Origin of the sequence: Burkholderia arboris (assembly GCF_902499125.1) — a bacterium.
GTDB lineage: Bacteria > Pseudomonadota > Gammaproteobacteria > Burkholderiales > Burkholderiaceae > Burkholderia > Burkholderia arboris.
Genome location: NZ_CABVPX010000007.1, coordinates 98,460 through 121,314, shown reverse-complemented (window position 1 = coordinate 121,314; position 22,855 = coordinate 98,460). Strand labels below are relative to the sequence as shown.

The 22,855-nt window shown below is 66.5% G+C and carries 17 protein-coding genes; 6 read left to right on the top strand and 11 right to left on the bottom strand.

Going from position 1 to position 22,855, the window contains the following annotated elements; translation table 11 throughout:
- Positions 1-84: 84 nt before the first annotated feature.
- Positions 85-843, bottom strand: coding sequence for an SDR family NAD(P)-dependent oxidoreductase (locus tag BLA15945_RS11025; RefSeq protein WP_174992336.1), 759 nt, complete (start codon positions 841-843; stop codon positions 85-87).
- 216 nt (positions 844-1,059) lie between these two features.
- On the opposite strand from BLA15945_RS11025, the gene BLA15945_RS11020 reads away from it, so the two are divergent.
- Positions 1,060-2,160, top strand: a complete 1,101-nt coding sequence (locus BLA15945_RS11020; RefSeq protein ID WP_233464182.1) for a carboxymuconolactone decarboxylase family protein — start codon at positions 1,060-1,062, stop codon at positions 2,158-2,160.
- A gap of 64 nt (positions 2,161-2,224) precedes the next feature.
- A complete protein-coding gene (locus BLA15945_RS11015) occupies positions 2,225-2,695 on the top strand; it encodes a MaoC family dehydratase (protein ID WP_174992335.1) in 471 nt (156 codons plus the stop codon).
- Positions 2,696-2,870: 175 nt separating this feature from the next.
- On the opposite strand, the gene BLA15945_RS11010 is transcribed toward BLA15945_RS11015, so the two are convergent.
- Together BLA15945_RS11010 and BLA15945_RS11005 are read right to left on the bottom strand one after the other, a co-directional pair.
- Positions 2,871-3,533, bottom strand: coding sequence for an OmpA family protein (locus BLA15945_RS11010; RefSeq protein WP_174992412.1), 663 nt, complete (start codon positions 3,531-3,533; stop codon positions 2,871-2,873).
- Between the two features lie 127 nt (positions 3,534-3,660).
- Positions 3,661-8,184 carry a YadA-like family protein gene (locus tag BLA15945_RS11005; protein WP_174992334.1) on the bottom strand — a complete coding sequence of 1,508 codons (4,524 nt, stop codon included), beginning with the start codon at positions 8,182-8,184 and terminating at the stop codon, positions 3,661-3,663.
- Between the two features lie 1,439 nt (positions 8,185-9,623).
- Here BLA15945_RS11005 and BLA15945_RS11000 point away from each other — a divergent pair.
- Positions 9,624-10,457 (top strand): response regulator transcription factor, encoded by an 834-nt coding sequence (locus tag BLA15945_RS11000; protein ID WP_059241346.1) that lies wholly within the window; start codon positions 9,624-9,626, stop codon positions 10,455-10,457.
- Entirely contained in the window at positions 10,450-12,798 is a 2,349-nt protein-coding gene (locus BLA15945_RS10995; RefSeq protein WP_174992333.1) for a sensor histidine kinase, read from the top strand. Before BLA15945_RS11000 ends, BLA15945_RS10995 begins: the two co-directional genes overlap by 8 nt.
- Before the next feature lie 37 nt (positions 12,799-12,835).
- Here BLA15945_RS10995 and BLA15945_RS10990 read toward each other — a convergent pair whose 3' ends face one another.
- From BLA15945_RS10990 to BLA15945_RS10955, 8 genes are all read right to left on the bottom strand, one after another.
- Positions 12,836-13,105 (bottom strand): hypothetical protein, encoded by a 270-nt coding sequence (locus BLA15945_RS10990; RefSeq protein WP_174992332.1) that lies wholly within the window; start codon positions 13,103-13,105, stop codon positions 12,836-12,838.
- A gap of 18 nt (positions 13,106-13,123) precedes the next feature.
- The gene (yjfF, locus tag BLA15945_RS10985; RefSeq protein WP_174992331.1) at positions 13,124-14,227 is read right to left on the bottom strand and encodes a galactofuranose ABC transporter, permease protein YjfF; all 1,104 of its coding nucleotides are present in this window, start codon (positions 14,225-14,227) and stop codon (positions 13,124-13,126) included.
- Positions 14,224-15,264 (bottom strand): ABC transporter permease, encoded by a 1,041-nt coding sequence (locus BLA15945_RS10980; protein WP_059241342.1) that lies wholly within the window; start codon positions 15,262-15,264, stop codon positions 14,224-14,226. The genes yjfF and BLA15945_RS10980 overlap by 4 nt, the downstream gene beginning before the upstream one ends.
- Entirely contained in the window at positions 15,261-16,775 is a 1,515-nt protein-coding gene (locus BLA15945_RS10975; protein ID WP_059241341.1) for a sugar ABC transporter ATP-binding protein, read from the bottom strand. The genes BLA15945_RS10980 and BLA15945_RS10975 overlap by 4 nt, the downstream gene beginning before the upstream one ends.
- A gap of 75 nt (positions 16,776-16,850) precedes the next feature.
- The gene (locus BLA15945_RS10970) at positions 16,851-17,792 is read right to left on the bottom strand and encodes an ABC transporter substrate-binding protein (protein WP_174992330.1); all 942 of its coding nucleotides are present in this window, start codon (positions 17,790-17,792) and stop codon (positions 16,851-16,853) included.
- A gap of 331 nt (positions 17,793-18,123) precedes the next feature.
- Positions 18,124-18,975, bottom strand: coding sequence for a pirin family protein (locus BLA15945_RS10965; protein ID WP_174992329.1), 852 nt, complete (start codon positions 18,973-18,975; stop codon positions 18,124-18,126).
- 36 nt (positions 18,976-19,011) lie between these two features.
- Entirely contained in the window at positions 19,012-19,617 is a 606-nt protein-coding gene (locus tag BLA15945_RS10960; RefSeq protein ID WP_059241338.1) for an FMN-dependent NADH-azoreductase, read from the bottom strand.
- Positions 19,618-19,644: 27 nt separating this feature from the next.
- The gene (locus tag BLA15945_RS10955) at positions 19,645-20,223 is read right to left on the bottom strand and encodes a YceI family protein (RefSeq protein ID WP_059241337.1); all 579 of its coding nucleotides are present in this window, start codon (positions 20,221-20,223) and stop codon (positions 19,645-19,647) included.
- A gap of 119 nt (positions 20,224-20,342) precedes the next feature.
- Between BLA15945_RS10955 and BLA15945_RS10950 the strand changes: the two genes are divergently transcribed.
- Both BLA15945_RS10950 and BLA15945_RS10945 read left to right on the top strand, forming a co-directional pair.
- Complete coding sequence (locus tag BLA15945_RS10950; protein ID WP_174992328.1) at positions 20,343-21,266, top strand: LysR family transcriptional regulator; 924 nt, start codon at positions 20,343-20,345, stop codon at positions 21,264-21,266.
- 131 nt (positions 21,267-21,397) lie between these two features.
- Positions 21,398-22,786, top strand: coding sequence for an MFS transporter (locus BLA15945_RS10945; RefSeq protein ID WP_174992327.1), 1,389 nt, complete (start codon positions 21,398-21,400; stop codon positions 22,784-22,786).
- Positions 22,787-22,855: the final 69 nt, after the last annotated feature.

The following is a 22,855-nucleotide window of genomic DNA, read 5'->3' as shown; positions in this document are numbered from 1 at the left end:
TTTGGTATCCATATCGATATCCATGAAAGAATTGATCCGGCGGGTATGCGTGCTCGCGACGAAACCCGTGAGGGTGGCGGTATGTCAGGCCGCCGCCATGCCGCCATCCACCGACAGCGCGGTGCCGGTCATGAAGGAAGATGCATCGCTCGCGAGGAACACGACGGCCTCCGCGATCTCCTTTTCGGTACCCAGGCGTCCGATCGGATGAAAGCTCCTGATCTGATCGGTCATCCCGGTTTCCTCGAGAAAGTTCTCGACCATCGCCGTCGCGACGAACGCGGGGCAAATCGCATTGACGCGGATATGCTGCTTCGCGTATTCGAGCGCGGCCGCTTTCGTCAGCCCGAGGATGCCGGCCTTCGACGCGTGATAACTGCTGCCCCCGAATGCCGATGCCACAAGGCCGTAAGTCGACGACATATTGACGATCGAGCCGCCGCCGGCCTTCAGCATTTCTGGAATTTCGTATTTCATCGAGAGGAACATCCCTTTCAGATTGATGTTCATGACGAAATCCCAACTGGCCTCGTCCGTGTCGGCCACGGTTTTGCCGAACGCTTCAACGCCGGCATTATTGAAGGCGACATCGAGTTTTCCGAATTCGCCAACCGTTCTTGCGACCGCATTGGCGCAATCCTCGGCCCGGGAAACGTCGGTTTTCACGAACATCGACTCGCCTCCCGCTTTGCGGATCTCTTCGACGACGGCCAGCCCTTCTTCAATACGGCGCGACGCAATCGCGACCCTCGCACCTTCCCTGGCAAACAACAACGCCGTGGCCCGGCCGATACCGGAACTTCCTCCGGTCACCAGCGCGACCTTCTCCCGAAGCTTCAGCACTGCACTCTCCTGATTGCGTCGATGTGACGGATTTCTTACAGCGATCCGGTGAGCGATCCCACATGCTTGAAATTAATCGACACCGTTTAATGTCGCTGATTCTAGACGCGGAAAAACGCGCGCCGGTGAAAGTTCATAAAAGTTCAGAATCGCATTCCGGGCACGCGAATATGATCACAACGTCGATATTTTCTTCATTCGAGCGATTGACTCACCATGCAAGCCCAGACGAAATCCAGGCATGAAATCGGCATGTCCGTCATCCATGCGATCGGACACGAAGGCTTCAGCAGCCTCAGCGCAGCACTCGACAGGCTCGACCCCGATTTCAAGCGACTGCTCGTCGAGGGTGCTTATGCGGACATCATTGCCCGCCCGAATCTCTCGCTGGAGCATCGCGAACTCGTTACCGTCGCGGTCCTTGCGACGATGGGCAATGCCGAATCCACGCTCAAATACCATGCGGGCGGCATGTTGAATACCGGCTGGGCGCCGGAAGCCGTGGCGGAAACCGTCTTCCAGACGCTCTATTACGCAGGCGTACCCGTCGCAATGGCTGGTATACGCCACGTCGCGGCGTTGCTGCGGGAGCGCGGCATCGACGTCAGCCACGAGGTCGATCTGCTCGGACAATACGAAACGGCCGTCGCGTGCCTCTTTCAACGGAGACAGGCGCCGTGTGCTGCGCTGACGCACAAGGAGCGTCGGCTCGCCGCACTCGCCATCGTCATTGCCAGCGAGAATCAGCACGACGCGGTACGGCATCATTTGCAGGCATGCCTTCGCGTCGGCTGGACACGCTGCGAACTGACGGAAGTCCTGATTCAACTCACCGGGTATATCGGCTGGCCGCTCGTGCTGCCGGTCGCGCGCATTGCGCTCGGCGTCTTCGACGCGGCAGAAGGCTGCGCGAGCGCGGAGCAGACGCATGCGTTCGCCGAACGGCAATCGCGGGAACCCGATCGATACGCGCCGGCCGGCATCGCGGAGATTGCCCCCGACCTCGCCCGTCATCTCGACGAACCGGGCGCGACGACAGCGAGTCTCGAATCGATCGAACAGGAAAAAGCAAGGCATCTGACGGCCATCGCATGCCTGACGTGCCTTGCTCGAAATGCCGATGCCGACCTGCTCGCCACTCATATGCACGAAGCGCGTTCGCTGGGCGCGACACGGCACGAAGCCGTCGAGGCGATCGTCGGCGCACTGCCCTACGCGGGCATGCTCGCCGTGCAATCGGCGTTGCTCGTGGCAAACCGGCTCTTTGCACCGGCAGATCCGCACGCGACCGCCGCGCATCGAGCTGCGGCGACATGACGGGTGGCACCGCCCGGCGCCCCCATCGACATCACACACGATACGAACGACACAGGAACAGGCGATGAACGACGAAGGTGGTTACGATCTCGAAGACCTCATGCCAGGCATGACTGCGCAGTTCTTGAAAATTCTGTCCGAGCGCGACGTCTTTCTGTTTGCGAGCGCCTCCGGCGACCGGAATCCCGTGCACCTCGACGAAGACTATGCGCAGCGGACCCGTTTCGGCGGCCGCATCGCGCACGGCATGTTGTCCGCGTCCGTGATTTCCGCGGCGATTGCGTCGCGTCTGCCGGGCCCCGGGTCGATCTACCTGTCGCAGGACCTCCAGTTTCGCCGCCCGGTCAAGCTTGGCGAAACCGTCTGCGCGACCGTGACGATCAAGGAGATTCTCGGAAGTCGACGGCGAGTCGTGCTCGATACCCGATGCGAGGTGAACGGGCTCGTCGTCGTGGAAGGCACGGCGGTCGTCATGCCGACGACCGTCGCGGAGCGCGCGAAAGACACGGCCCGATTGCAAGGTCAGGAAACCTGACGGCTACGCTCGCCATTTTCAGTCCCGCCCTGGTCGTCTCGATCGCCGGCGATACGTCTACCTTCATCGCCGACAACCCGGCGGTCTCGATCCGAGGCGACACGCATCCCGCCTGACAACGCATCGGATGCATGCGAGCGCCGTCGCGTGACCGGCGCTCGCAGCGTACTGCCCGCTAGTTCTGCAGCAGGATCTCCACACGCCGATTGCGCGCTCGCCCTTCGGCGGTCTCGTTGGAACCCACCGGATCGGCCTCCCCCTTTCCGGTGGCCGTCACGGCATCCGCGTTCACGCCATGCTCGCGCAAATACGTCGCGACCGCCTCCGCGCGGCGCCGCGACAGCGCGAGATTGTGAGCATCCGAGCCGACCGAGTCGGTATAACCGGTCACGTTCACCGCCGAGAAATGCCGGTCTGTCTGACGGCTCAACAGTGCGTCGAGCGAAGCCCGGGCGGCGGGTGTCAGCGTTGCGGAGTCGGTCGCGAAGTACGTGTCGCCGGTCAGGCTGACCTTTTCCGCGGCGACCGGTACCGCCGCCACGGGCACCGGAAGCGGCGCGGGCGCCGCGCCGCACTGGAACTCGATCGACCGCGGATCCGCGCCGTCGCGGAACGGCGCAGCCGAATCGACCAGGCGAACCGGTTGCGTGTCGCACATGCGCGTCGCGACCTTCATGCAGGTCTTTTCGCTCGACAGGATGCCGTGACAATCGACGCGAAACGTCCGGACGCCGTTTCTCGGCTGCAGTTCGTATGCGTTGAACGTCGGCCCGGACGCGCTCGTGCAAGCGGCGAGAGAGGCCACGGACACGAGCAGGGCAAGAGAGATTTTATTCACTGATTCACTCCGTAAAATCGATTCGATCTCGCACATGCGGCGCGGCAGTGCGGCCGCATGCGGATGCGTTCTCGTTCGGCGCGAACCGTTCCGGCGCTATCCGCCGGAACGGTTCGATGCGCACGGATCACTTCCACTGATACAACATACCCGCGCCGACCACGCGCTGACTGCCGGCAAAACCGCCGTTCAGCGTCGCCTTCAGGTTCTCCGTGAGGCGCGCCTGCATGCCGACGGCCATCGCCTTCTGGCCCAAGAAGGTCGCCGTACCGACCCCCATCGCGAAGTTCGAATCGCGGTCCATGTGCGGGATCGATGCCATCGCAGCCGTCGCGGCAATCCCGTCGCGCGCCATCGAATCGGTCTGCTGGATCTGCTGCTGCATCTGCGTGAGCTGATTGTTGACCGTGTTCAGCGATTGCGTGAACTGGTTCGATACCGCGTTCAGCTGGTTCACGTTCACGGCGTCGGTACCCTGCGTACCGGCCGCGACGTTGACGACCTGACGCGCCGAATCCGCGGAACCCACGGCGACGACATTCGAGCGCCCGCCGTCGTTGCTGCCCGTGCCGATCGCGGTCGAACCGTTGCCCGTTGCGGTCGAGCCGACGCCGATCGCGGTCGATCCGTTGCCGGACGCCAGCGCGCTGTTGCCGACCGCCGTGCTGTTCGAACCCGATGCGACCGCGCCCGAACCGCCCGCCGACGAATTCGATCCCGTCGAGCCCGGCGGCACGTTCGTGCCGGTCGGATTCGTCGTGTACGAACCACCGAGGTTCGACGTGCGCTGCGTGATCAGCGTCGTCAACTGGTTGGCGACCGAGTCGAGCTGCGACACGTTCACCGCGTCCGTGCCGCTCTTGCCGGCCGCGAGGCCGGTGATCTGCCGGTTGCCGATGTTGACTTCGCCGGCTGACGACTGCGGGCTGCTCAGGCCGTATGCGATGTAGTTCGTCTGCGCGCCAACGGTGGTCAGCGAACCTGCGCCGAGCGCGATGCTGTTCGCGAACGTCGCCGACGCACCTGCGCCGAACGCGAGCGCATCGGTCGCCGTGGCGTGCGCGCCCGAACCGAGCGCGACGCTGCCGACGCTCGCCGCGACCGCGTTGGCGCCCTGTGCCACCGACTGTGCGCCGGTGGCCGTCGCGCCGCTGCCCAGCGCCATCGCATCGGCCTGCGCAGCGCTTGCCGCCTGGCCGATCGCGACGCCGCCCGGCGCGGTGGCATCGACGATCGCGCCGTTGCCGATCCCCACGCCGCTGTCGCCGTTGACCACCGTCGTCGGGCCGACCGCGACCGACTCCGCGCCGACGGCGAGCGAATCCACGGCCGTCGAGTTCGCGTGGAAGTACTTCGTGGTCGTGACCGCGAACGACTGCAGCGCGCCGGCCAGCTGGCGCACGGTCACCGCGTCCTGCTGGCCGGTGCCGTCCGCGACGTTGGTGATCTGGCGATACGTCTTGCTCGTCGCGTCGCCAAGCGATACCGCGCCCAGCAGCGTCTGGTCGGTCGTGTTGAACGGAATCGACGCGCTGCCGTTGCGGATGGTCCCCGAGGCCGGCACCGTCGCGCGGTCGGACACCGAACCGGCGCCGAGCGCGATGCTGCCGTCCACCTTCGCGATCGCGTTCGGGCCGATCGCGACGCTGTCGAGCCCGAGCGCCTGGCTGTCCGGCGCGGTGGAGTTCGCGTGGAAGTACTTGATGCCGTGCGCGTTGATGTTGTCGATCGCCGAGCCGACGTTGTTGTTGATCGTCGTCGAGCCGTCGCCGTTGTACGTCACGTACGACGGCGCGGAGATCGTGCCGGTCGTCGGGTTGTAGGTGGCGCCGCCGCCGATCGCGCCGGCCGTGCTGTTACCGAGGTTACCGTTGTTCGACGCGATCGAGCTCAGGCCGGTCGACAGCGAACCGATGCCCGTCGACGTCGCGGTGGACAGCGACGTCAGGTTGCTGTTCGTGCTCGACAGGCCGGTGGACAGCGAACCGACGGTCGTCGAGGTCGACGTCGACAGCGACGAAATCGAGCTGGTCGTCGAGCTGAGGCCGGTGGACAACGAGCCGATGCTCGTCGACGTGGCGGTCGACAGCGACGTCACGCTGCTGTTCGTCGTGCTCAGGCCGGTCGACAGCGAACCGATGCCCGTCGATGTGGAGGTCGACAGCGACGTGATCGAGCTGTTCGTCGAACTCAGGCCGGTGGACAGCGAGCTGATGCCCGTCGACGTCGAAGTCGACAGCGACGTGACCGAGCTGTTCGTCGAACTCAGGCCGGTGGACAGCGAGCTGATACCCGTCGACGTCGAAGTCGACAGCGACGTGACCGAGCTGTTCGTCGAACTCAGACCGGTGGACAACGAGCTGATGCCCGTCGACGTCGAAGTCGACAGCGAAGCCACCGAGCTGTTGGTCGAACTCAGGCCGGTCGAAGTCGACGTGGACAGCGACGTGATCGCGCTGTTGGCCGACGACAGGCCGGTCGACGTCGAGGTCGAGAGCGACGTCACTGCGCTGTTGGTCGAACTCAGGCCGGTCGACAGCGAGCTGATGCCGGTCGACGTCGACGTGGACAGCGACGTGATCGCACTATTGGCCGACGACAACCCGGTCGACGTGGACGTCGACAACGAAGTCACCGAGCTGTTGGTCGAACTCAACCCCGTCGACAACGAGCTGATGCCGGTCGACGTCGACGTGGACAGCGACGTGATCGCGCTGTTGGCCGACGACAACCCGGTTGACGTGGAGGTCGACAACGAAGTCACCGAGCTGTTGGTCGAACTCAACCCCGTCGACAGCGAGCCGATACCGGTCGACGTCGACGTGGACAGCGACGTGATCGCGCTATTGGCCGACGACAATCCGGTCGACAACGACGACACACCCGTCGACAACGAACTGACGCTCGACGCAGTCGAAGTCGACAGCGAATTCACCGCCTGGTTCGTCGCATCGAGCTGCGACCCGTTGATCGCATCCGTGCTTGCCGAGTTGATGCGCCCGGCCGCGACATTGGTGATTTGGCGCTCGGTACCCGGCGCACCGACGCTGACGACGCTGGTCGGCGACGTGCCGTTGAAGTTGTATGTGACGCCGCCGATCGTCGCGCTTGCCGTCGGATTGGGCGCGGCCGTCGTCGACCCTGAGCCGAGCGCGACATCGCCCGCATTGTTCGCCACGGCCGACGCGCCGAACGCCAGCGCACCGGCCGCCGCGGCCGTCGACGTGTTGCCGAGCGCGAGCGAGCCGGTACCCTGCGCGATGTTCGAATTGCCGATCGCGACCGCGCCGTTGCCGTTCGCCGTGTTGTTCGCCCCGGCCGTGACCGCGCCGGTGCCGATCGCGGTGCTCGGGTCGCCGATCGCTACCGCACCGTTGCCGCTGACCGTCTGGCCCAGGCCGAGCGCGACGGCGCCGGCACCGCTCAGCACCTTCGAGCTGTTGCCGCCGGCGATCGAGCCCGCGCCTGCCGCAGCGGCGACCGAGTTGCTGTCGCCGATCGCGACGGTCGAACCCGCCGCCGCGACGCTGTTGATGCCGATGGACGTCGCATTCGTGGCCGACGCCGTCGCACCGGGCCCCAGTGCGGTCGCCGAAACGCCGCTGCCGAGCGCGAGATTGCCGAGCGCGACGGCGAACTGCTGCGTCGCGGTCGATTGCACGCCCATCGCGATCGAACTGACGCCCGACGCGTTGGCGTTCAGGCCGAACGCCATCGCCGTATCGGCGCCGGCCGTCGTGGACGAGCCCAGCGCGATCGAGCTGGTGCCGAGCGACTGCGTACCCGAGCCCGGTACGCCGGCCGTGCCGCCCCAGCCGATCGCGATCGACGTCGCGCCCTTCGCGCCGCTGTTGACACCCATCGAGATCGAGGAATTGCCGGTCGTCAGCGCACCGCTACCCACCGCGACGCCGGCCGCGCCGGAACTCGTCGACTGGTTGCCGAGCGCAACCGCACCCTGATTGGTCGCCTGTGAAGAAAAGCCGAGCGCAACGGTGCCGATGGCCGACGAGACCGCGCCGAGTCCGAGTGCAACCGCATTCTGGCCAGACGCCGTTGCATTGTTTCCGAGCCCGATAGCGGACGTGCCGCTCGCGGTCGCGCCGCTGCCGATCGCCACCGTGCCGGACTGCGTCGACTGCGCGGCATTACCGACGGCAACCGCAAATGGTCCCGAACTGATCGCCTGCACGCCGAGCGCCGCACTGTTGACGCCGGTCGCCTGCGCGTTGATGCCGACCGCGGTCGACCCATCGGCCATCGCATGCGCGCCCGGACCCAGCGCCGTCGCCGACACGCCTTGCGCCGTCGACAGGTTACCCAGCGCGGTGGAATTCTGCTGCGCCGCACTCGACCCGACGCCGATCGAGATCGACGTCACGCCGCCGGTCGCGGAGCCGCCATCCTGCGCGTACTGCGCATGCGCGCCCGCATGGAACAACGCAAGATACGTGGACGCCATCAGCACGGCCAGTCGTCGCGGCGACGGCGCCGAAAGCAGGCCCGTGCGTATCGCGGCGCCCTCGTTCGCCGCATGCTCGCGTGTGCCGCACGCCGACGCAACTCGCTTGCCGCGCGCACGGTCAAGCTCGGAAGCCGCGACCCAGGCCCCCAGTGCTTCGTTCCAGATCGACTTGAACGACTTGTTCATCTTGTGTTCCCTCGGTTCTCATGTGCTGGATGACGCAGCAGCGAACGCGACGGCAGGCGATGATGCATCGGTCTGCCTCCTCGCCCGTGTCGCGACGCTTTGCGCTTCATTTTGGATAGCTAACTAAACGATCGAACAACGCTGCTCGGCAATCGCGATCGCCAGGGCGATCGCGCGACTGCACGCCGCACGCATGCGTCGGCACGCTGCGCGGCGGCACTCGCCGGTTATCGGGTCATGAAGGCCGATGTCGCGGGAAAGACGGAGACGCGCTGCCCCGCGCATCGCGAATCCGCGTGCGCGCGCCGTCGCGTCTAACCGGCGGCGACCTCGAATGTCATGGGAAGGCGTCGTTCAGACGCCGGATGGACGGATGCCGGCCCGCACCCGGGACGGCCCGTCAAGATTCATTCAGGAGGAGGATGACGCCGAGTGGTCCCCGGGTATGAAGCATGCGCATCCGGTTCGCTCGAACCGGTGCGTTGATCTGTCATGCCTGTCGCGCTCATATTTTTTCGTGCCCGCCTGATTCGAGAGCGCGCTGCGCGATCGTGCCCGGACGGATCAGACCGCCCGGCTGCCCACGCGAAGCCGCTCACCCTCTCCGCCGGCAGTCAAACGCTTTTCCGGATTTCCGGAAAAGCGCCCGACTTGCCGAACGACCCCCGCATCGATTTAATCGGTCGAATTTTCTTGACGATTTTTCCAGTCGATGCGTCACACCCCGACCAACCTCACGATTTTTCCGCCTGTCCTGTATACGAACATATTCGGAAAATTATGAAATTTGTATTACCCTCGTGCCAATTTTCTTGTCTGCCATCGCATTCCCAGATCCTGAGAATTGCCATCATTCGATGTCACATTGAATATCGCGTCATCCGAATCTGGAAGCGGCAAGGAATCCACGAACAGCCGTTCCCCTCGAAGAACCGATTCCAGCCGCGCCGGGGCTAGTGTGCAGGCATCCGTTCAAACAAACCTTTTCTCGAGCGGAAAAAAGCTTTTCCCGAGCGGACGATATTTACTTTCATACATTCCGGCTCGCAATCCGGTTTTTATCGAATCGAATGTTGACCGGCCAGTAGAAATCCATTAATCGCGCCAGCACCGATTGAGCGCATTTATTTCACATTGAAAGGAATCGTCTTTCGACACAACTCTCCCGAATTCATATCGCGGGCCAATTCGATTCTACAATCGATAAAATCCGGAAATAAAGACCGATATCGAAATGCAATTCGGCATGTTTTTCCACCTCCATTTCGTTCGACCCGGCGTCGGCGCCGAAACCGCGCAGCGCCCCGCCGGATATGCCCACACGGGCCGCACGGAATCCTCACAATCGGCACTGTTGTCGACATATAATTTTTCGCAACAATTGAGCAGAAAGCGCTGCTTTCGATCCGACTGAACACCCTTCCACCGCGCCCGCCACCATGTCATCCCGCTCGTCCAGCCCGGCGCAGCTTCGCTCCACGCCGGATCTCGCTGACGCACATATTCTTGTCGTCGACGATCGCCCGAACGACCTGCGGCTCCTGACCGAAATCCTGCGTGCCGCGCGATGCCGGATCAGCGTCGCGTTCGACGGACTGCAGGCGTATCACCGCGCCCAGGCGATCGCGCCCGACCTGATCCTGATGGACGTCCGCATGCCGCGCATGGACGGTTTCGCTGCATGCCGGCTGCTGGCGTCGACACCGTCGACGCAGTCCATCCCCGTCATCATCCTGACGGCCGCGGGCGATCTCGAGGATCGCATCGCGGGGCTCGAAACCGGCGCGATCGACTACATCGTCAAGCCGTTCGAGCCGATCGAAGTGCTGGCCCGGATCCGCAACCACCTGAAGCGCGCGCGGCGCAGCCAGCCGTTCGCGCACCTGCCCGAGATGCCCGCCAACCCGGATGCGGCCCTCGTACGCGCGGCGGCCGAAGTCCTGCTGCGCGACCTGCGCTATCCGCCGGCGCTCGAGGAACTCGCCCGGCAGGTCGGCACGCACGAAAAGCGGCTGTCGCGCGTGTTCCGCGACCAGCTTGGCCAGACCGTGTTCGAGTACCTGCGCGACACGCGCCTGCGCGCCGCGATGCACTTCCTCGCGGAGACATCGATGGGAATCGGCGACATCGCCGAGGAAATCGGCTTTTCAACGCCCGGCAATTTCGCGACGGCGTTCCGCGAACGCTTCGGCATCACGCCGTCCGACTGGCGGCGCCAGCGCCATGCGATCAACGCGCCGCTCACGCCCGGCGGGCATCATCCCGATGCGTAGTCGCGGCGCGGCGTGGGCAGCCGGATGGCGCGCGGTGCTGCTGCTTCTGATGGCACTGGCCGTCACCTGCGCGACGGCCCGCGCGGCCTCGGCGCCGAATCCCGCGCAACTGGACGCCGTGTCGGTGTTCGAGGACGCGAGCACGACGATGACAGCCGAGCAGGTCGCCGCGCGCATCGCCGAGCCGGGGCGGGACGCGGCTGCGGCCGGCGCATCGACGTTCAACGTCGAGTTCTCGCGGTCGGCATGGTGGGTCCGCGCGACGCTGGTCAACCGTGACAGCGCCGCACGCCCGCTGGTACTGGTAATTCGCGACGCACGCGTCGACCATGCCGACTTCTACGTCGGCCAGAACGGCCGGTGGACGCTCGACAGCCGTTTCCCGGCCACCGGCGCGGGCGGCGATGCCACCGCGCCGCCCGCGCGCTACCCGGCACTCGACGTCACGCTGCCCGCCGGCGAAAGCCTCCCCGTGCTGATCCGCGTCACGTCACGCAAGGAAATGCGGCTCGCGCCGGCGGCATTCACCCGTGCGGCCTGGGATGCGCTGGAACGGCGCGCGACGATGTGGGACTTCGGTTTCTTCGGTGGGCTGCTCGCTCTCGCGTGGTGCGCGCTGCTGATCGGGTTCTTTTCGCGCAGCGGCGTGTTCCACGTCCTGGCCGCGCTGGCGCTGGGTACGACGCTGTTCGAAGCGGCATACCGCGGCTATACGGCAATGGCGTTGCCGCCCGCGTTGCGCGAATGGTCGGCGCGCGGCGAGGTGATCTTCGCGTACGTGGCTGTCGCCTGCTTCATCGCCTTCATCCTGATGGTCGCCCGGCGTGAGCAGGCGAGGCTGCCGTTGCGCGCGATCTACATGGCGTTCCTCGCGCTCGAATGCATCGGCATGGCGGGCGCCGCAGGCGGCGACCTGCTGACCTTCACGTGGTTTTGCCTGCGGTTGAACGCGGTGCTGGGGATCGTCAACATCAGCCTCGCGCTGCTGCTCGCGATCCGCCGGACGCCGACCGGCCGCGTGATGCTGATCGCGATCGCGATCGCCACCTTCAACATGCTGATCCGCGTGCTCGACGGCATGAACGCGCTGCCGCCGGTACTGTTCTGGCTCAAGTCCGACATCTACCCGAACCCGGTCATCGCGATCGTCGGGCTTGCCACGCACCTGCTGGTGCTGGCCGCGTGGATCCACCACGTGGGCCGCCAGCGCACCGAGGCGCGCAAGCGGCTCGAACACTGGCAGCTCACCGAACAGGATCGCCTGCGCGACGAAGTCGCGAGACGCACGGTCGCGCTCAACGACGCGTTGCAACAGGTGACGACCCACATGCAGCAGAAGATCGAGACGCTCGGCTATGTCAGTCACGACCTGCGCGCGCCGCTGTCCACGATCAACGGCTATGCGAAGCTGCTGCTCCAGAGCGCGACGCACAGCCAGGCGCGGCTGATCCGGTCGATCGACCGCAGCATCCGCTACCAGCTCACGCTGATCGACGAACTGCTCGCGTTCACGAAGGCCGAGCTGCAGCCGCTCGGCGTGACGCCCGACACGACCGACCTGCCCGGCCTGCTCGACGATCTCGGCCACTACGCGCTCGCGCTGTGTGCGCAGCAGGACAACCGGTTCGTCTACCGGCCGGCCACACCGCTGCCGCGCACGGTGTCGATCGACGGGATGCGGCTGCAGCAGGTGCTGCTGAACCTGCTGTCCAACGCGTCGAAGTTCACGCGCGACGGCACCGTCACGCTGTCGGTGCATGCGGCGCGCGAAGGCGATGCGTGGCGCCTGCTGTTCGAGGTCGCCGATACGGGTATCGGGATCGACATCAGCGGCACCCGCGACATCTTCCGCGCGTACCAGCAGGTGCAGGCCGTGAACGGCGGAACCGGGCTCGGCCTGTTCATCGCACAGCGCATCGTCGGCGCCATGGGCGGCGAACTGGCGGTCGCCAGCCAGCCGGGCGTCGGCACGGCGTTCTCGTTCGCGATCGTCGCGCCGGCCGTCGGGCATGCACTCGTGCCGGCGTCGGAGCTCGTCCGGCGGCTTCATCCGGGCGACGATACCGGGCCGGAACGCGCCGCGCCCGCGATGGACGGCCCGCCCGACGACGCGCTCGACGAACTGATCCGGCTCGCCCGCGACGGGCGGCTCACCGATATCGAGCAATGGCTCGGCCAGGTTGCGGATGCGCCGGATTACGAAGCCTTCGCGCAGCACGTGCGCGAACACCTCGAGGCACTGGACCTGCCCGCGATCGAGAAGCTGGCCGGCTCGGTGAAACGCGCACGCGTCGCGGATGCGTCATTCGATGCCGAGACAGGCTCAGCCGGCGCGGCCTGACGGCGCAGCGCCGCTCGCGCGTTTCAACCCGAGTCCGCTATCGCTGCCGATCGGCCCGTTCGACGACGCGGGCGAGACGAATGATGTCGGTCAACCCGAATTCGCCCGCCTCCGGGCGCGGGCGGCCATGCTCGTCGGCCACGCGCATCGCGAACGCCAGCGCTTCCGAGCGCTCGCGCAGCAGCACGCGCAGCGCATCGGCCACGATCCGGCAGTCGCGCGCATCGCCCAGGTCGAGCAGCGGCCGGCGGCCGGGCTCGACGGCCAGCGTACCGGCACCGCTCGCCGTCACGTCATTGCGCGTCATGCCGTTCTCCTCGCGGAATCATGATCGGCCGCCCTGCAGCCGCCGCATCGTTGCAACCCGCGCCGCATGTTCCTCCGGCGATGCCCGCCGCGCGGGCGCGCTGTCGCGCGCCGGTTGCCGCGTACCCAGCCCCGTGCCGCCGGTGCGCCGCCGCGCGGCATGCCGTTCGATCACCCGCTGCAGCACGCAGAACACGCACAGCAGCGCGCCGATCACGATCCGCGTCCACCACGAACTCAACGTGCCGTCGAACGTGATCAGCACCTGAATCGTGCCGAGGATGGCGACACCGAACACCGAGCCCGCGACATAGCCCACGCCGCCCGTCAGCAACGTGCCGCCGATCACGGTCGCGGCGATCGCGTCGAGCTCCATCCCCTGCGCCTGCAATCCGTAGCCCGACAGCACGTACAGCGTGAACACCACGCCGCCGAGCGCCGAACAGAAGCCGCTCAACGCATACACGCCGATCTTCGTACGCGCGACCGGCAGCCCCATCAGCAGCGCCGAGCGCTCGTTGCCGCCGATCGCATACACGTTGCGGCCGAAACGCGTGAAATGCGCGACGTAGAGCGCGACGGCCAGCGTCGCGAGCGCCATCAGCGCGCCCGCGCTCAGCATCCCGCCACCGACCGGCACGCTGACGCCCGCGATCGCATGGAACGTCGGTTCGTTGATCGTGATCGACTGCGTCGTGATCAGGAAGCACGCGCCGCGCGCGAGAAACATCCCGGCGAGCGTGACGATGAACGGCTGCAAACGGAAGTAATGGATCAGCGCGCCCATCGCCGCGCCGTACAGCGCGCCGAACGTCAGCACGAGCGGCACGATCACCCACACGGGGCAGTGCAGCCGCTCGGCGCCGACTGCGCACAATATGGTTGTTAGCGCAACCACTGAGCCAACCGACAGGTCAATGCCGCCCGACACGATCACGAACGTCATCCCGATCGCGACGATCAGCAGGAACGCGTTGTCGACGAGCAGCCCGGTCAGCACCTGCATCGAGAAAAATCCCGTGTACATCACGGACCCGAAACCGAACAGCGCGGCGAACAGCACGATCGTCACGACGATCGGCAGCGTACGCGGGTCGGCGAGCCGGCCAAGGAATCGGGTCATCGGTGCGTCGCTCCGGAGGTGGCGCGCGAACGCGCGGAAGGCAGCAGCCGCGACGCATGCCGGACGACGAGCGCGCGCGCCGCCTCCGACTGGATCAGCGTCACGACGATCACGACGACCGCCTTGACAACGAGCGTCGCCTCCGGCGGCACACCGATCGAATAGGTCGTGTAGGTGAGCGTCTGGATGATCAGCGCGCCGAGCACGGAACCGGCGAGGCTGAAGCGGCCGCCGAGCAGCGACGTGCCGCCGAGCGTCACGGCGAGGATCGCGTCGAGCTCGAGCAGCAGCCCCGCGTTGTTGCCGTCGGCGCTGCGCACGTTCGAGCTCGCGAGGATGCCGGCGAGCGCCGACAGCACGCCCGAGCCCAGATACACGCCGAACACGACCGCGCCCGAGCGCAGCCCGACGAGCCGCGTCGCGACCGGGTTCACGCCGATCGCGCGGATGAACAGCCCGAGCGCCGTGCGGTTCACCAGCAGCGCGGCCGCGGCGATCGTCGCGAGGGCGATCCACACCGCGCACGGGACAGCCGCGAGATAGCCGCCGCCGAGCGCGAGGTAGCCCGGCGCGCCGATCGGGATGATCTGGCCGCCCGTCAGCAGTTGCGCGACGCCGCGCCCGGCCACCATCAGGATCAGCGTCGCGATGATCGGCTGCATCCCGACGAACGCGACGAGCAGGCCATTCCATGCGCCGGCCAGCAACCCGACGCCGAGCGCGGCCGCGAGTGCCGTGCCGACCCGCGACGGGTCCGCATCGAGCACGATCGCCGCGGCCGCGCCTGCAATCGCGACGATCGCACCAACCGAGATGTCGATCCCGCGCGTTGCGATCACGAGCGTCATCCCGAGCGACACGATCACGAGCGGCGCTGCGCGGTTCAGGATATCGATCGGCGCGCCGAACAGATGACCGTCGAGCAGCGCGATCGACAGGAAGCCCGGACGATGCGCGACGTCGAGCGCGAACAGCAGTGCGAGCGTCAGCGCCGGCCACGCGAGCGGATGGCGAAACAGCGTGCGCAGCCGCGTCATGACTGGCCTCCCGCGATCAGCCGGTACACCTGCTCCTCGGATGCGTCGGCGCCGGTCAGTTCGGCGACCTTGCGCCGGTCGCGCAGCACCGCGATCCGGTGGCTGACGCGCACGACCTCGCCGATCTCCGACGAGATGAACAGGATCGCGAGCCCGGTCGCGCACAGCGCGAGCACGCGCTCCATGATGTCGAACTTCGCGGCGACGTCGATGCCGCGCGTCGGTTCGTCGAGAATCAGCAGCTTCGGATCCGTCGCGAGCCAGCGCGCGAGCAGCACCTTCTGCTGGTTGCCGCCCGACAGCAGCCCGATCGGCTGCTCGGCGTCGTGCGCCTTGATGCCGAGCCGCACGAGGTACGTATCGGCGATCTCGCGCTGGCGCGCGCGCCCGATCAGCCGCCACCAGCCGCGTCGCGCCTGCAGCGCGAGGATGATGTTCTCGCGGATCGACAGCGCGGCGACGATGCCCTCCTTCTTGCGATCCTCCGGGCAGTACGCGATACCGTGGCGGACCGCGTCGTGCGGCGAGGCGAGCCGCCTGCGCGCGCCGTCGATCTCGATCGCGCCGATGTCCGGCCGCTCGGCGGCGAATGCCAGCTGCGCGGTCTCCGTGCGCCCCGAGCCGAGCAGCCCGGCCAGCCCGACAATTTCGCCCGGGTGCACGTCGAGATCGAGCGCGTTCATCATCCCGCGCCGCCCGACCTGCTGCATCGACAGGAACGGCACGGCGTCGCCGGCCGTACGCTCGACCGCCGCCGCACCGGCCTGCAGCGTGTCGGACATCCGTTCGCGGCCGGTCATCTTCGCGACCAGCGCATCGACCGGCAGGTCGCGCGCCCGATACTCGCCTTCGCGCTCGCCGTTGCGCATCACGGTGATCCGGTCGGACACCGCGTAGGTCTGCTCGAGAAAGTGCGTGACGAACAGGATCGCGATGCCCGACGCCTTCAGCCGGCGCAGCACGTCGAACAGCCGCACGACTTCGCCGTCGTCGAGGCTCGATGTCGGTTCGTCGAGAATCAGCACGCGCGCGTCGACGGACACCGCGCGCGCAATCGCGACCATCTGCTGCACGGCGATCGGATAGGCATCGAGCGAGCGCGTGACGTCGAGCGTCAGGTCCAGTTCGGCCAGCGCCGCGCGCGAGCGCGCATGGATCGCGTTCCAGTCGATCGCGCCTCGGCGCATCGGCTGCCGGCCCGCGAAGATATTCTCGGCGACCGACAGGTTCGCGCACAGGTTCACTTCCTGGTAGAGCGTCTGAATGCCGGCCGCCTCGGCCTCGCGCGGCGCGGCGAAGCGCACCGGCCGGCCGCCGACGCGAATCTCGCCCGCGTCGTGCGCATGCACGCCGGTGAGCACGTTGATCAGCGTCGACTTGCCCGCGCCGTTCTGGCCCATCAGTGCGTGGATCTCGCCCGGAAACAGCCGGAAGTTCACGCGCTGCAGCGCGCTGACGCCCGGAAACGACTTGTCGATGCCGATCATCTCGACCACCGGCGGACTCTCCATGCATCCTCCCTCGAAGCGGTTGCCATCGTCCGGGCGGCCGCGGCGCGGCGGCCCGTGCCGGATCGGCCGGACCGGTCAGTACTTGCGGGTCGGCATCACCTGCGCCGCGACGCTCATCGGGAACACGGTCTCGTTCGTCACGATGCGCTTGGGCAGCGTCTTGCCGGCGACGACGTCCTTCACGGCGCTCATCAGTTGCGGGCCGAGCAGCGGGCTGCATTCGACATCGACGTTGATCTTGCCGGCGACCATCGCCTGGAAGCCGCCCTTCGTCGCGTCGAACGACACGACGCTCACGTCCTTGCCGGGCTTGATCCCCGCTTCCTCCATCGCCTGGATCGCGCCGAGCGCCATGTCGTCGTTGTGTGCGTAGACGACGTTGATCTGCTTGCCGTAGGTCTTCGCGAACGCTTCCATCACCTGCTTGCCGCCGGCGAGCGTGAAGTCGCCGCTTTGCGACGCGATCACCTTGAATTTCGGATTGCTCCTGATCACTTCGAGCAGGCCCGCGCGGCGATCGTTGGCCGGTGCCGAACCGACCGTGCCCTGCAGCTCGACGATGTTGATCGGGCCGGCATCGTTCCTGTAGTGCTCTTCCATCCAGTGACCCGCGCGCCGCCCTTCCTCGAGGAAGTCCGAGCCGATCATCGTCACGTACAGCGACGGATCCTTCACGTCGACCGCGCGGTCGGTCAGGATCACCGGGATGTGCGCGGCCTTCGCTTCGGTCAGCACCGGCTCCCAGCCCGACTCGACGACCGGAGAAAACGCGATCACGGAGCGGATCGCACGGATCTGGTTCTCCTGCTTCTGCTGCGCATCGGAAAACTTCAGGTTGATGCCGGCGTCCTTCGCCGCGCCCTTCACCGACACGGTGTTCGCGGTGCGCCACGCACTCTCCGCGCCGACCTGCGAGAACCCGAGCGTGATCGGCCTCTGCTGCGCGAACGCGCCCGGCGCCCATACCGTCGCCGCGGCGACGAGCGCACCGGCCGCCAGCTTCCTGATGAATGTCATGGTCCGTCTCCGATGATGTCGTTGTCTGCCGCGGCGCTGTTCTGTTTCTGCGTGGCGCTGGCGCGGATCGGGGCTGCGCCGGCCGGCGCGTGCGGCCGGCCCGGTCTGCCTGCCCCGCATCAGTCTAGGAACAAGCCCGATAACCTTCCAATGAAATATTGGATTGAAGCGATATCGGAATCGGCATACGTATAAACACCTAAACGCGCGAAGGCCGGCGCATGCGGGAATGCGCCGGCCCGTCGGGTTTCAGCGGACGGAGGGGAAGTGATCGTTCTGCGCCGGATCGAAGCGGCGGACGATGCGTCGCCGTGAAACGGCTTCCGTCAACTCAGCGCATCACACCCCTGGCGCGTAGTTCGCGGCCAACGCGCACGATTTCGCGCTCGCCTTCCGCCAGCGCGGCGGCGCTCGTATGCACCGAGTAGGCACCCAGATGCAGATCGTGCGGATGCGGAATCGCCGTACCGACCACGAAGCGCGCGTCGGTCACGGCCTCGAATTCGATCCCCGCGTCGGACGAGTCGAACACGGCCAGTTCGCCCTGGCCGACCGGATCCGGCGTACGCAGGCTGCCGTCCATCACCGCCGTCCAGCCAACCCGATACCCGTGCGGCGGCCGGCAGATCCAGCGCTCGCCTGCCTTCAGCTGGACGACGACATAGTTGATGCCCGGCGGTGCATCGATGGGGCTGACCGCGTCGCCATGACGGCCGAGCAGCACGCGCGCCGGGCCGTCGGTCGGGATGTCGTCGATCGACAAGTGCTGGCTGAACGCCGGCGCCAGCTCGCGCCCCGGCGGCAACGCAACCCACAACTGGAACGCCTTGACCGGCGGCACCACGGAACCCGTATGCCAGACGCCGCGCCCCGCGCTCATCCATTCGATGTCGCCGGGTGCCATCGCGCCTTCATGGCCGGTGGATTCCGCATAGGTGCCGTGCCCGTCGATCGCGAGCGTCAGCGTCGCGATGCCCGAATGCGGGTGCCAGCCGAAGGACGGCTGCCCGATCGGCGCCTGCGTGTCGATCAGGTCGAGAAAGACGAACGGCTTGATGATCTCGCCGACATCGGACGGGCTGACCATCCGGACGACCGGCCCGTTCGCGTGGCCATGCGTGCGAAGCACGATACGGCGGCAGGCGCCGATGGTCCCCGGACCAGATTCGAAGGCATGCAACATGGTGGTTCTCCTGTGACCGGCATCCGGCCCGGCGCGTCAGGCTGCGAGGGCCGCTACCGCTTCCTTCGCCGATGCAATGGCGTCGCTGCGCTTGTCCGGCCCCATCGCGACGCCTTCCGCACGAATGAACGTGATGTCCGTGACGCCGATAAAGCCGAGCACATCTTTCAGATAGGTTTCCTGATGATCGAGCGATGCCACCGGCGCCCCTGCGCTGTACACGCCGCCGCGCGACGATGCGATGACCAGCTTCTTGGCGCCGCACAGACCGACCGCCCCGTTCTCGCCGTAGCGGAACGTCTTGCCGGCCACCAGGATGCGGTCGATCCACGCCCTCAGTTGCGACGCGATGCCGAAGTTGTACATCGGCGCGCCGACGACCACGATGTCGGCCGCGAGGAATGCGTCGAGCGCGTGCTGGCCGATCTCGACGTCCGCCTTCAGCGCGTCGTCAACCGGCGCGCCTTGCGCGGCGGCGAGGTGACCGGCCGTCAGATGGCCGATCGGCGTCGCGGCGAGGTCGAGTCGCGTCACCGTGAGGCCGGGATCGCGAGCACGCAAGGTCGCGACGATATCCGCCGACAGTTCGCGGCTGACCGAGCCTTGGCCGAGGATGCTGGAATCGATATGCAGCAGTTTCATGAGGAATCTCCGAACGGGATGACGCGATTACTGCTTGAGGGCTTCGGCCGTGATGAGCAACTTCGTCTTCATCCGGAAGCCGTACTGCTTGCCGTAGTCGAGGCCGAAGTCGCTGCGGTCGAATTCGCCGACGGCGTCGACGCCGCACACTTCACGCTTGAGCATCGGGTGCGGCATGCAATTGAATGAGTCGATCTTCAGCGTCACCGGCTTCGTGACGCCATGCAGCGTCAGGTTGCCGACCACCGATACCGGCTTGTCGCCGTCGAACTTGATCGTGCCCTTGTAGTTCGCCTGCGGAAACTTCGCCGCGTCGAAGAACTCGGCCGTCTGCAGGTGCTCGTCGAGCTTCGCGCTGCCCGTGCGGATCGACGTGATGTCGGTCGTCACGTCGACCGTGCCCGTCTTCGCCGCGCGGTCGAGCGTCACGGTGCCGCCCGACTTGTCGAACTTGCCGCGCCAGACCGACAGGCCGCCCATGTGGTCGGCTTCAAAGCTCGGGTACGTGTGGCTCGGATCGAGCTGGTACGTCGATGCGGCCGCGAATGCGGAAAGCGACAGCGATGCAGCGAGCGCGCCAATCGCGATCGTCAGATGCTTCTTCAATTCAATCTCCTTGAGACTTCAGGGGGTTCGTCTGTAGCGTGAGGCCAGTATGGAGATGGAAGCTGCTTTACACTAGACGGATAAATAGGATTTGATTAATCCATTTTTGGAGGAATCCGATGCTCGATCTGAATGATCTCGCGCTGTTCGTCCAGGTCGTCCGGGCCGGCAGTTTCTCGGAGGCCGCGCGGCGCCTGCGCATGCCGGCCAATACGCTGAGCCGGCGCATCGACCAGCTCGAGGGGCATATCGGCACGCGCCTGCTGCACCGCTCGACCCGCAAGCTCGCACCGAGCACCGAAGGCCAGGCGCTATTCGAGCGCTATGCGCCGGCGCTCGACCGGATCTTCGAGATCGAGCGGCAGCATGCGCACGGGCAGGAACCATCCGGCACCGTGCGCGTGGCGGCAATGGCCGGCCTGTTCGAATTTTTCCAGTTCGAATGGCTGGCCGAGTTCTATGCGCGCTATCCGCAAATCAGCCTCGACTTCCTGCTCGACGACACGCCGTCCGACCTGATCGGCGAGCGCATCGACCTCGCGCTGCGCATCGGCATCGAGACGGGCGGCAGCTTTCGCGTGCGCCGGATCGCGCCGGGTACGATGATCCTCGCCGCCAGCCCCGCTTATCTGAAACGGTGCGCCGCGCCGCGCACGCCGCGCGAACTGGCCGGTCACGATTGCCTGACGGTGTCCAGCCGCCAGGGGCGCAGCATGTGGCGCCTGCAGGGGCCGCGCGGCACGCAGGAAATCTCGATCGACGGCCGTTTCTCGGTCAACGACATGCGCGTGGTCGTGCAGGCGTGCATCGCCGGGCTCGGCATCGCGCTGGTGCCGCAACTGATCGCCGAACCGGCGATCGAGCAAGGCAAGCTGGTGCGCGTGCTGCCGTCCTATCGGCGATCGAGCCCGGGCCTCGGGCTGCAGCTCGTCTATACGAGCCGCCCGCCTCTGCCGCCGGCGGTCACGGTCGTCGCCGAGTTTCTGCTGGAGAAGCTCGGTCAAGGGATACCGGGGTACCCGGAGCCCGCGGCCGACCGATAACGTTTCGTTGTCGCGGCGAACGGAATTTCTTGTTGGACGCGGAATTTCGGCGCACGAACACTGCGGGGCATCGCGTCGGGTACCGACTGACGCCAATGCAAGGGCGCGGAGCCCCATCGCAGGAGACAGCCATGCCGGCAGCAGGAAGATCCGTCAACGTCCGGGAATTCATCGACGCGCGCGCCGTCAGCCCGTTTCAGTGGCTCGTGGGGCTGCTCACGTTCGTCGTGATCTCGCTGGACGGCTGGGATACCGTCATCATCGGCTTCGTCGTGCCGGAACTCATCAAGGAATGGGGCGTCACGAAGAGCGCACTGGCGCCGGTGCTCAGCGCCGCGTTGTTCGGTCTGGCGGCCGGCGCGCTGTTGGGCGGCCCGATCGCCGACCGGTTCGGACGCAAGCGCGTGCTGGTCGCGAGCGTGCTGATCATCGGCGTCGGCACGCTGGCCACCGCGCATGCGACGTCGCTCGCGACGATGCTGCCGATCCGCTTCGTCACCGGGCTCGGCCTCGGCGCCGTGATGCCGAACGTCGTGACGCTGTGGTCCGAGTACGTGCCGGAGCGCCGGCGCTCGTTTCTCGTGACGGTCGTGTACAGCGGGTTCACGGTCGGCGCCGCGCTGTGCGGGTTCATCGCGGCATGGATCATCCCGAGCTACGGGTGGCGCACGATGCTGACCGTGGGCGGTGCGCTGGCCGTCGCATGCGTGCCGCTTCTCATGCTGTGGTTGCCTGAATCAGTCGCATTCCTGACGGTTCAGAACAACCGTCCCGAACTGATCGCGAAGATCCTTTCCGCAATCGGCCGCACGCCCGTGCCCGCCGACACGCGATTCTTCCTGCCCGCGCAACCGAAGGTGAAAGGCGGCGCGATCGGCACGATCCTGTCGACACGCTATATCGCAGGCACGGTCCTGATCTGGCTGTGCTACTTCGTCGGGCTGTTCGTCCTTTACCTGCTGTACAACTGGCTGCCGACGATGGCGAAAGACGCCGGCTATACGAGCGCACAGGGCGCGATCATGGTCGGCTTCCTGAACTGGGGCGGCACGCTGGGCTCGGTCGCGATCGGCTGGCTGATGGATCGCTTCGACCGCTACCGGGTGATCGCCGCGAGTTTTTGCCTGGCGGCACTGTCGCTGTGGGCCGTGCACGGGATGCAGTCGACGTTCGGGGCGCTGCAGGTTCTCGCGTTTGCGTGGGGATGGTTCATTCCCGGCACGAATACCGGCATGAACGCGCTGACCGCGCGCTTCTACCCGACCGTCGCGCGCTCGACCGGATTGAGCTGGATGCATGCGTTCGGACGGCTGGGCGCGATCGGCAGCGCGTTTGCCGGTGCGGCCCTCCTGAGCGCGGGGCTGGGCCTCGGCCAGATTCTTCCGATCATGGCCGTCGCGCCGCTGGCCGGTGCGGTGGCCGTGCTCGTGATCGCGACGCTCGTGAAGCGCTGGGCGCTGGCCGATGAGTCGGCGGGCGCGGCCGTGACTTCCGCGGCGGAGGTTTCCGCGAATACGTAACGACAGCCGTCGCGGCAACCCTCAGATCCGGCAAGTCGCCACCGGCCTGTCGGTCTCCCGGGCACTCTC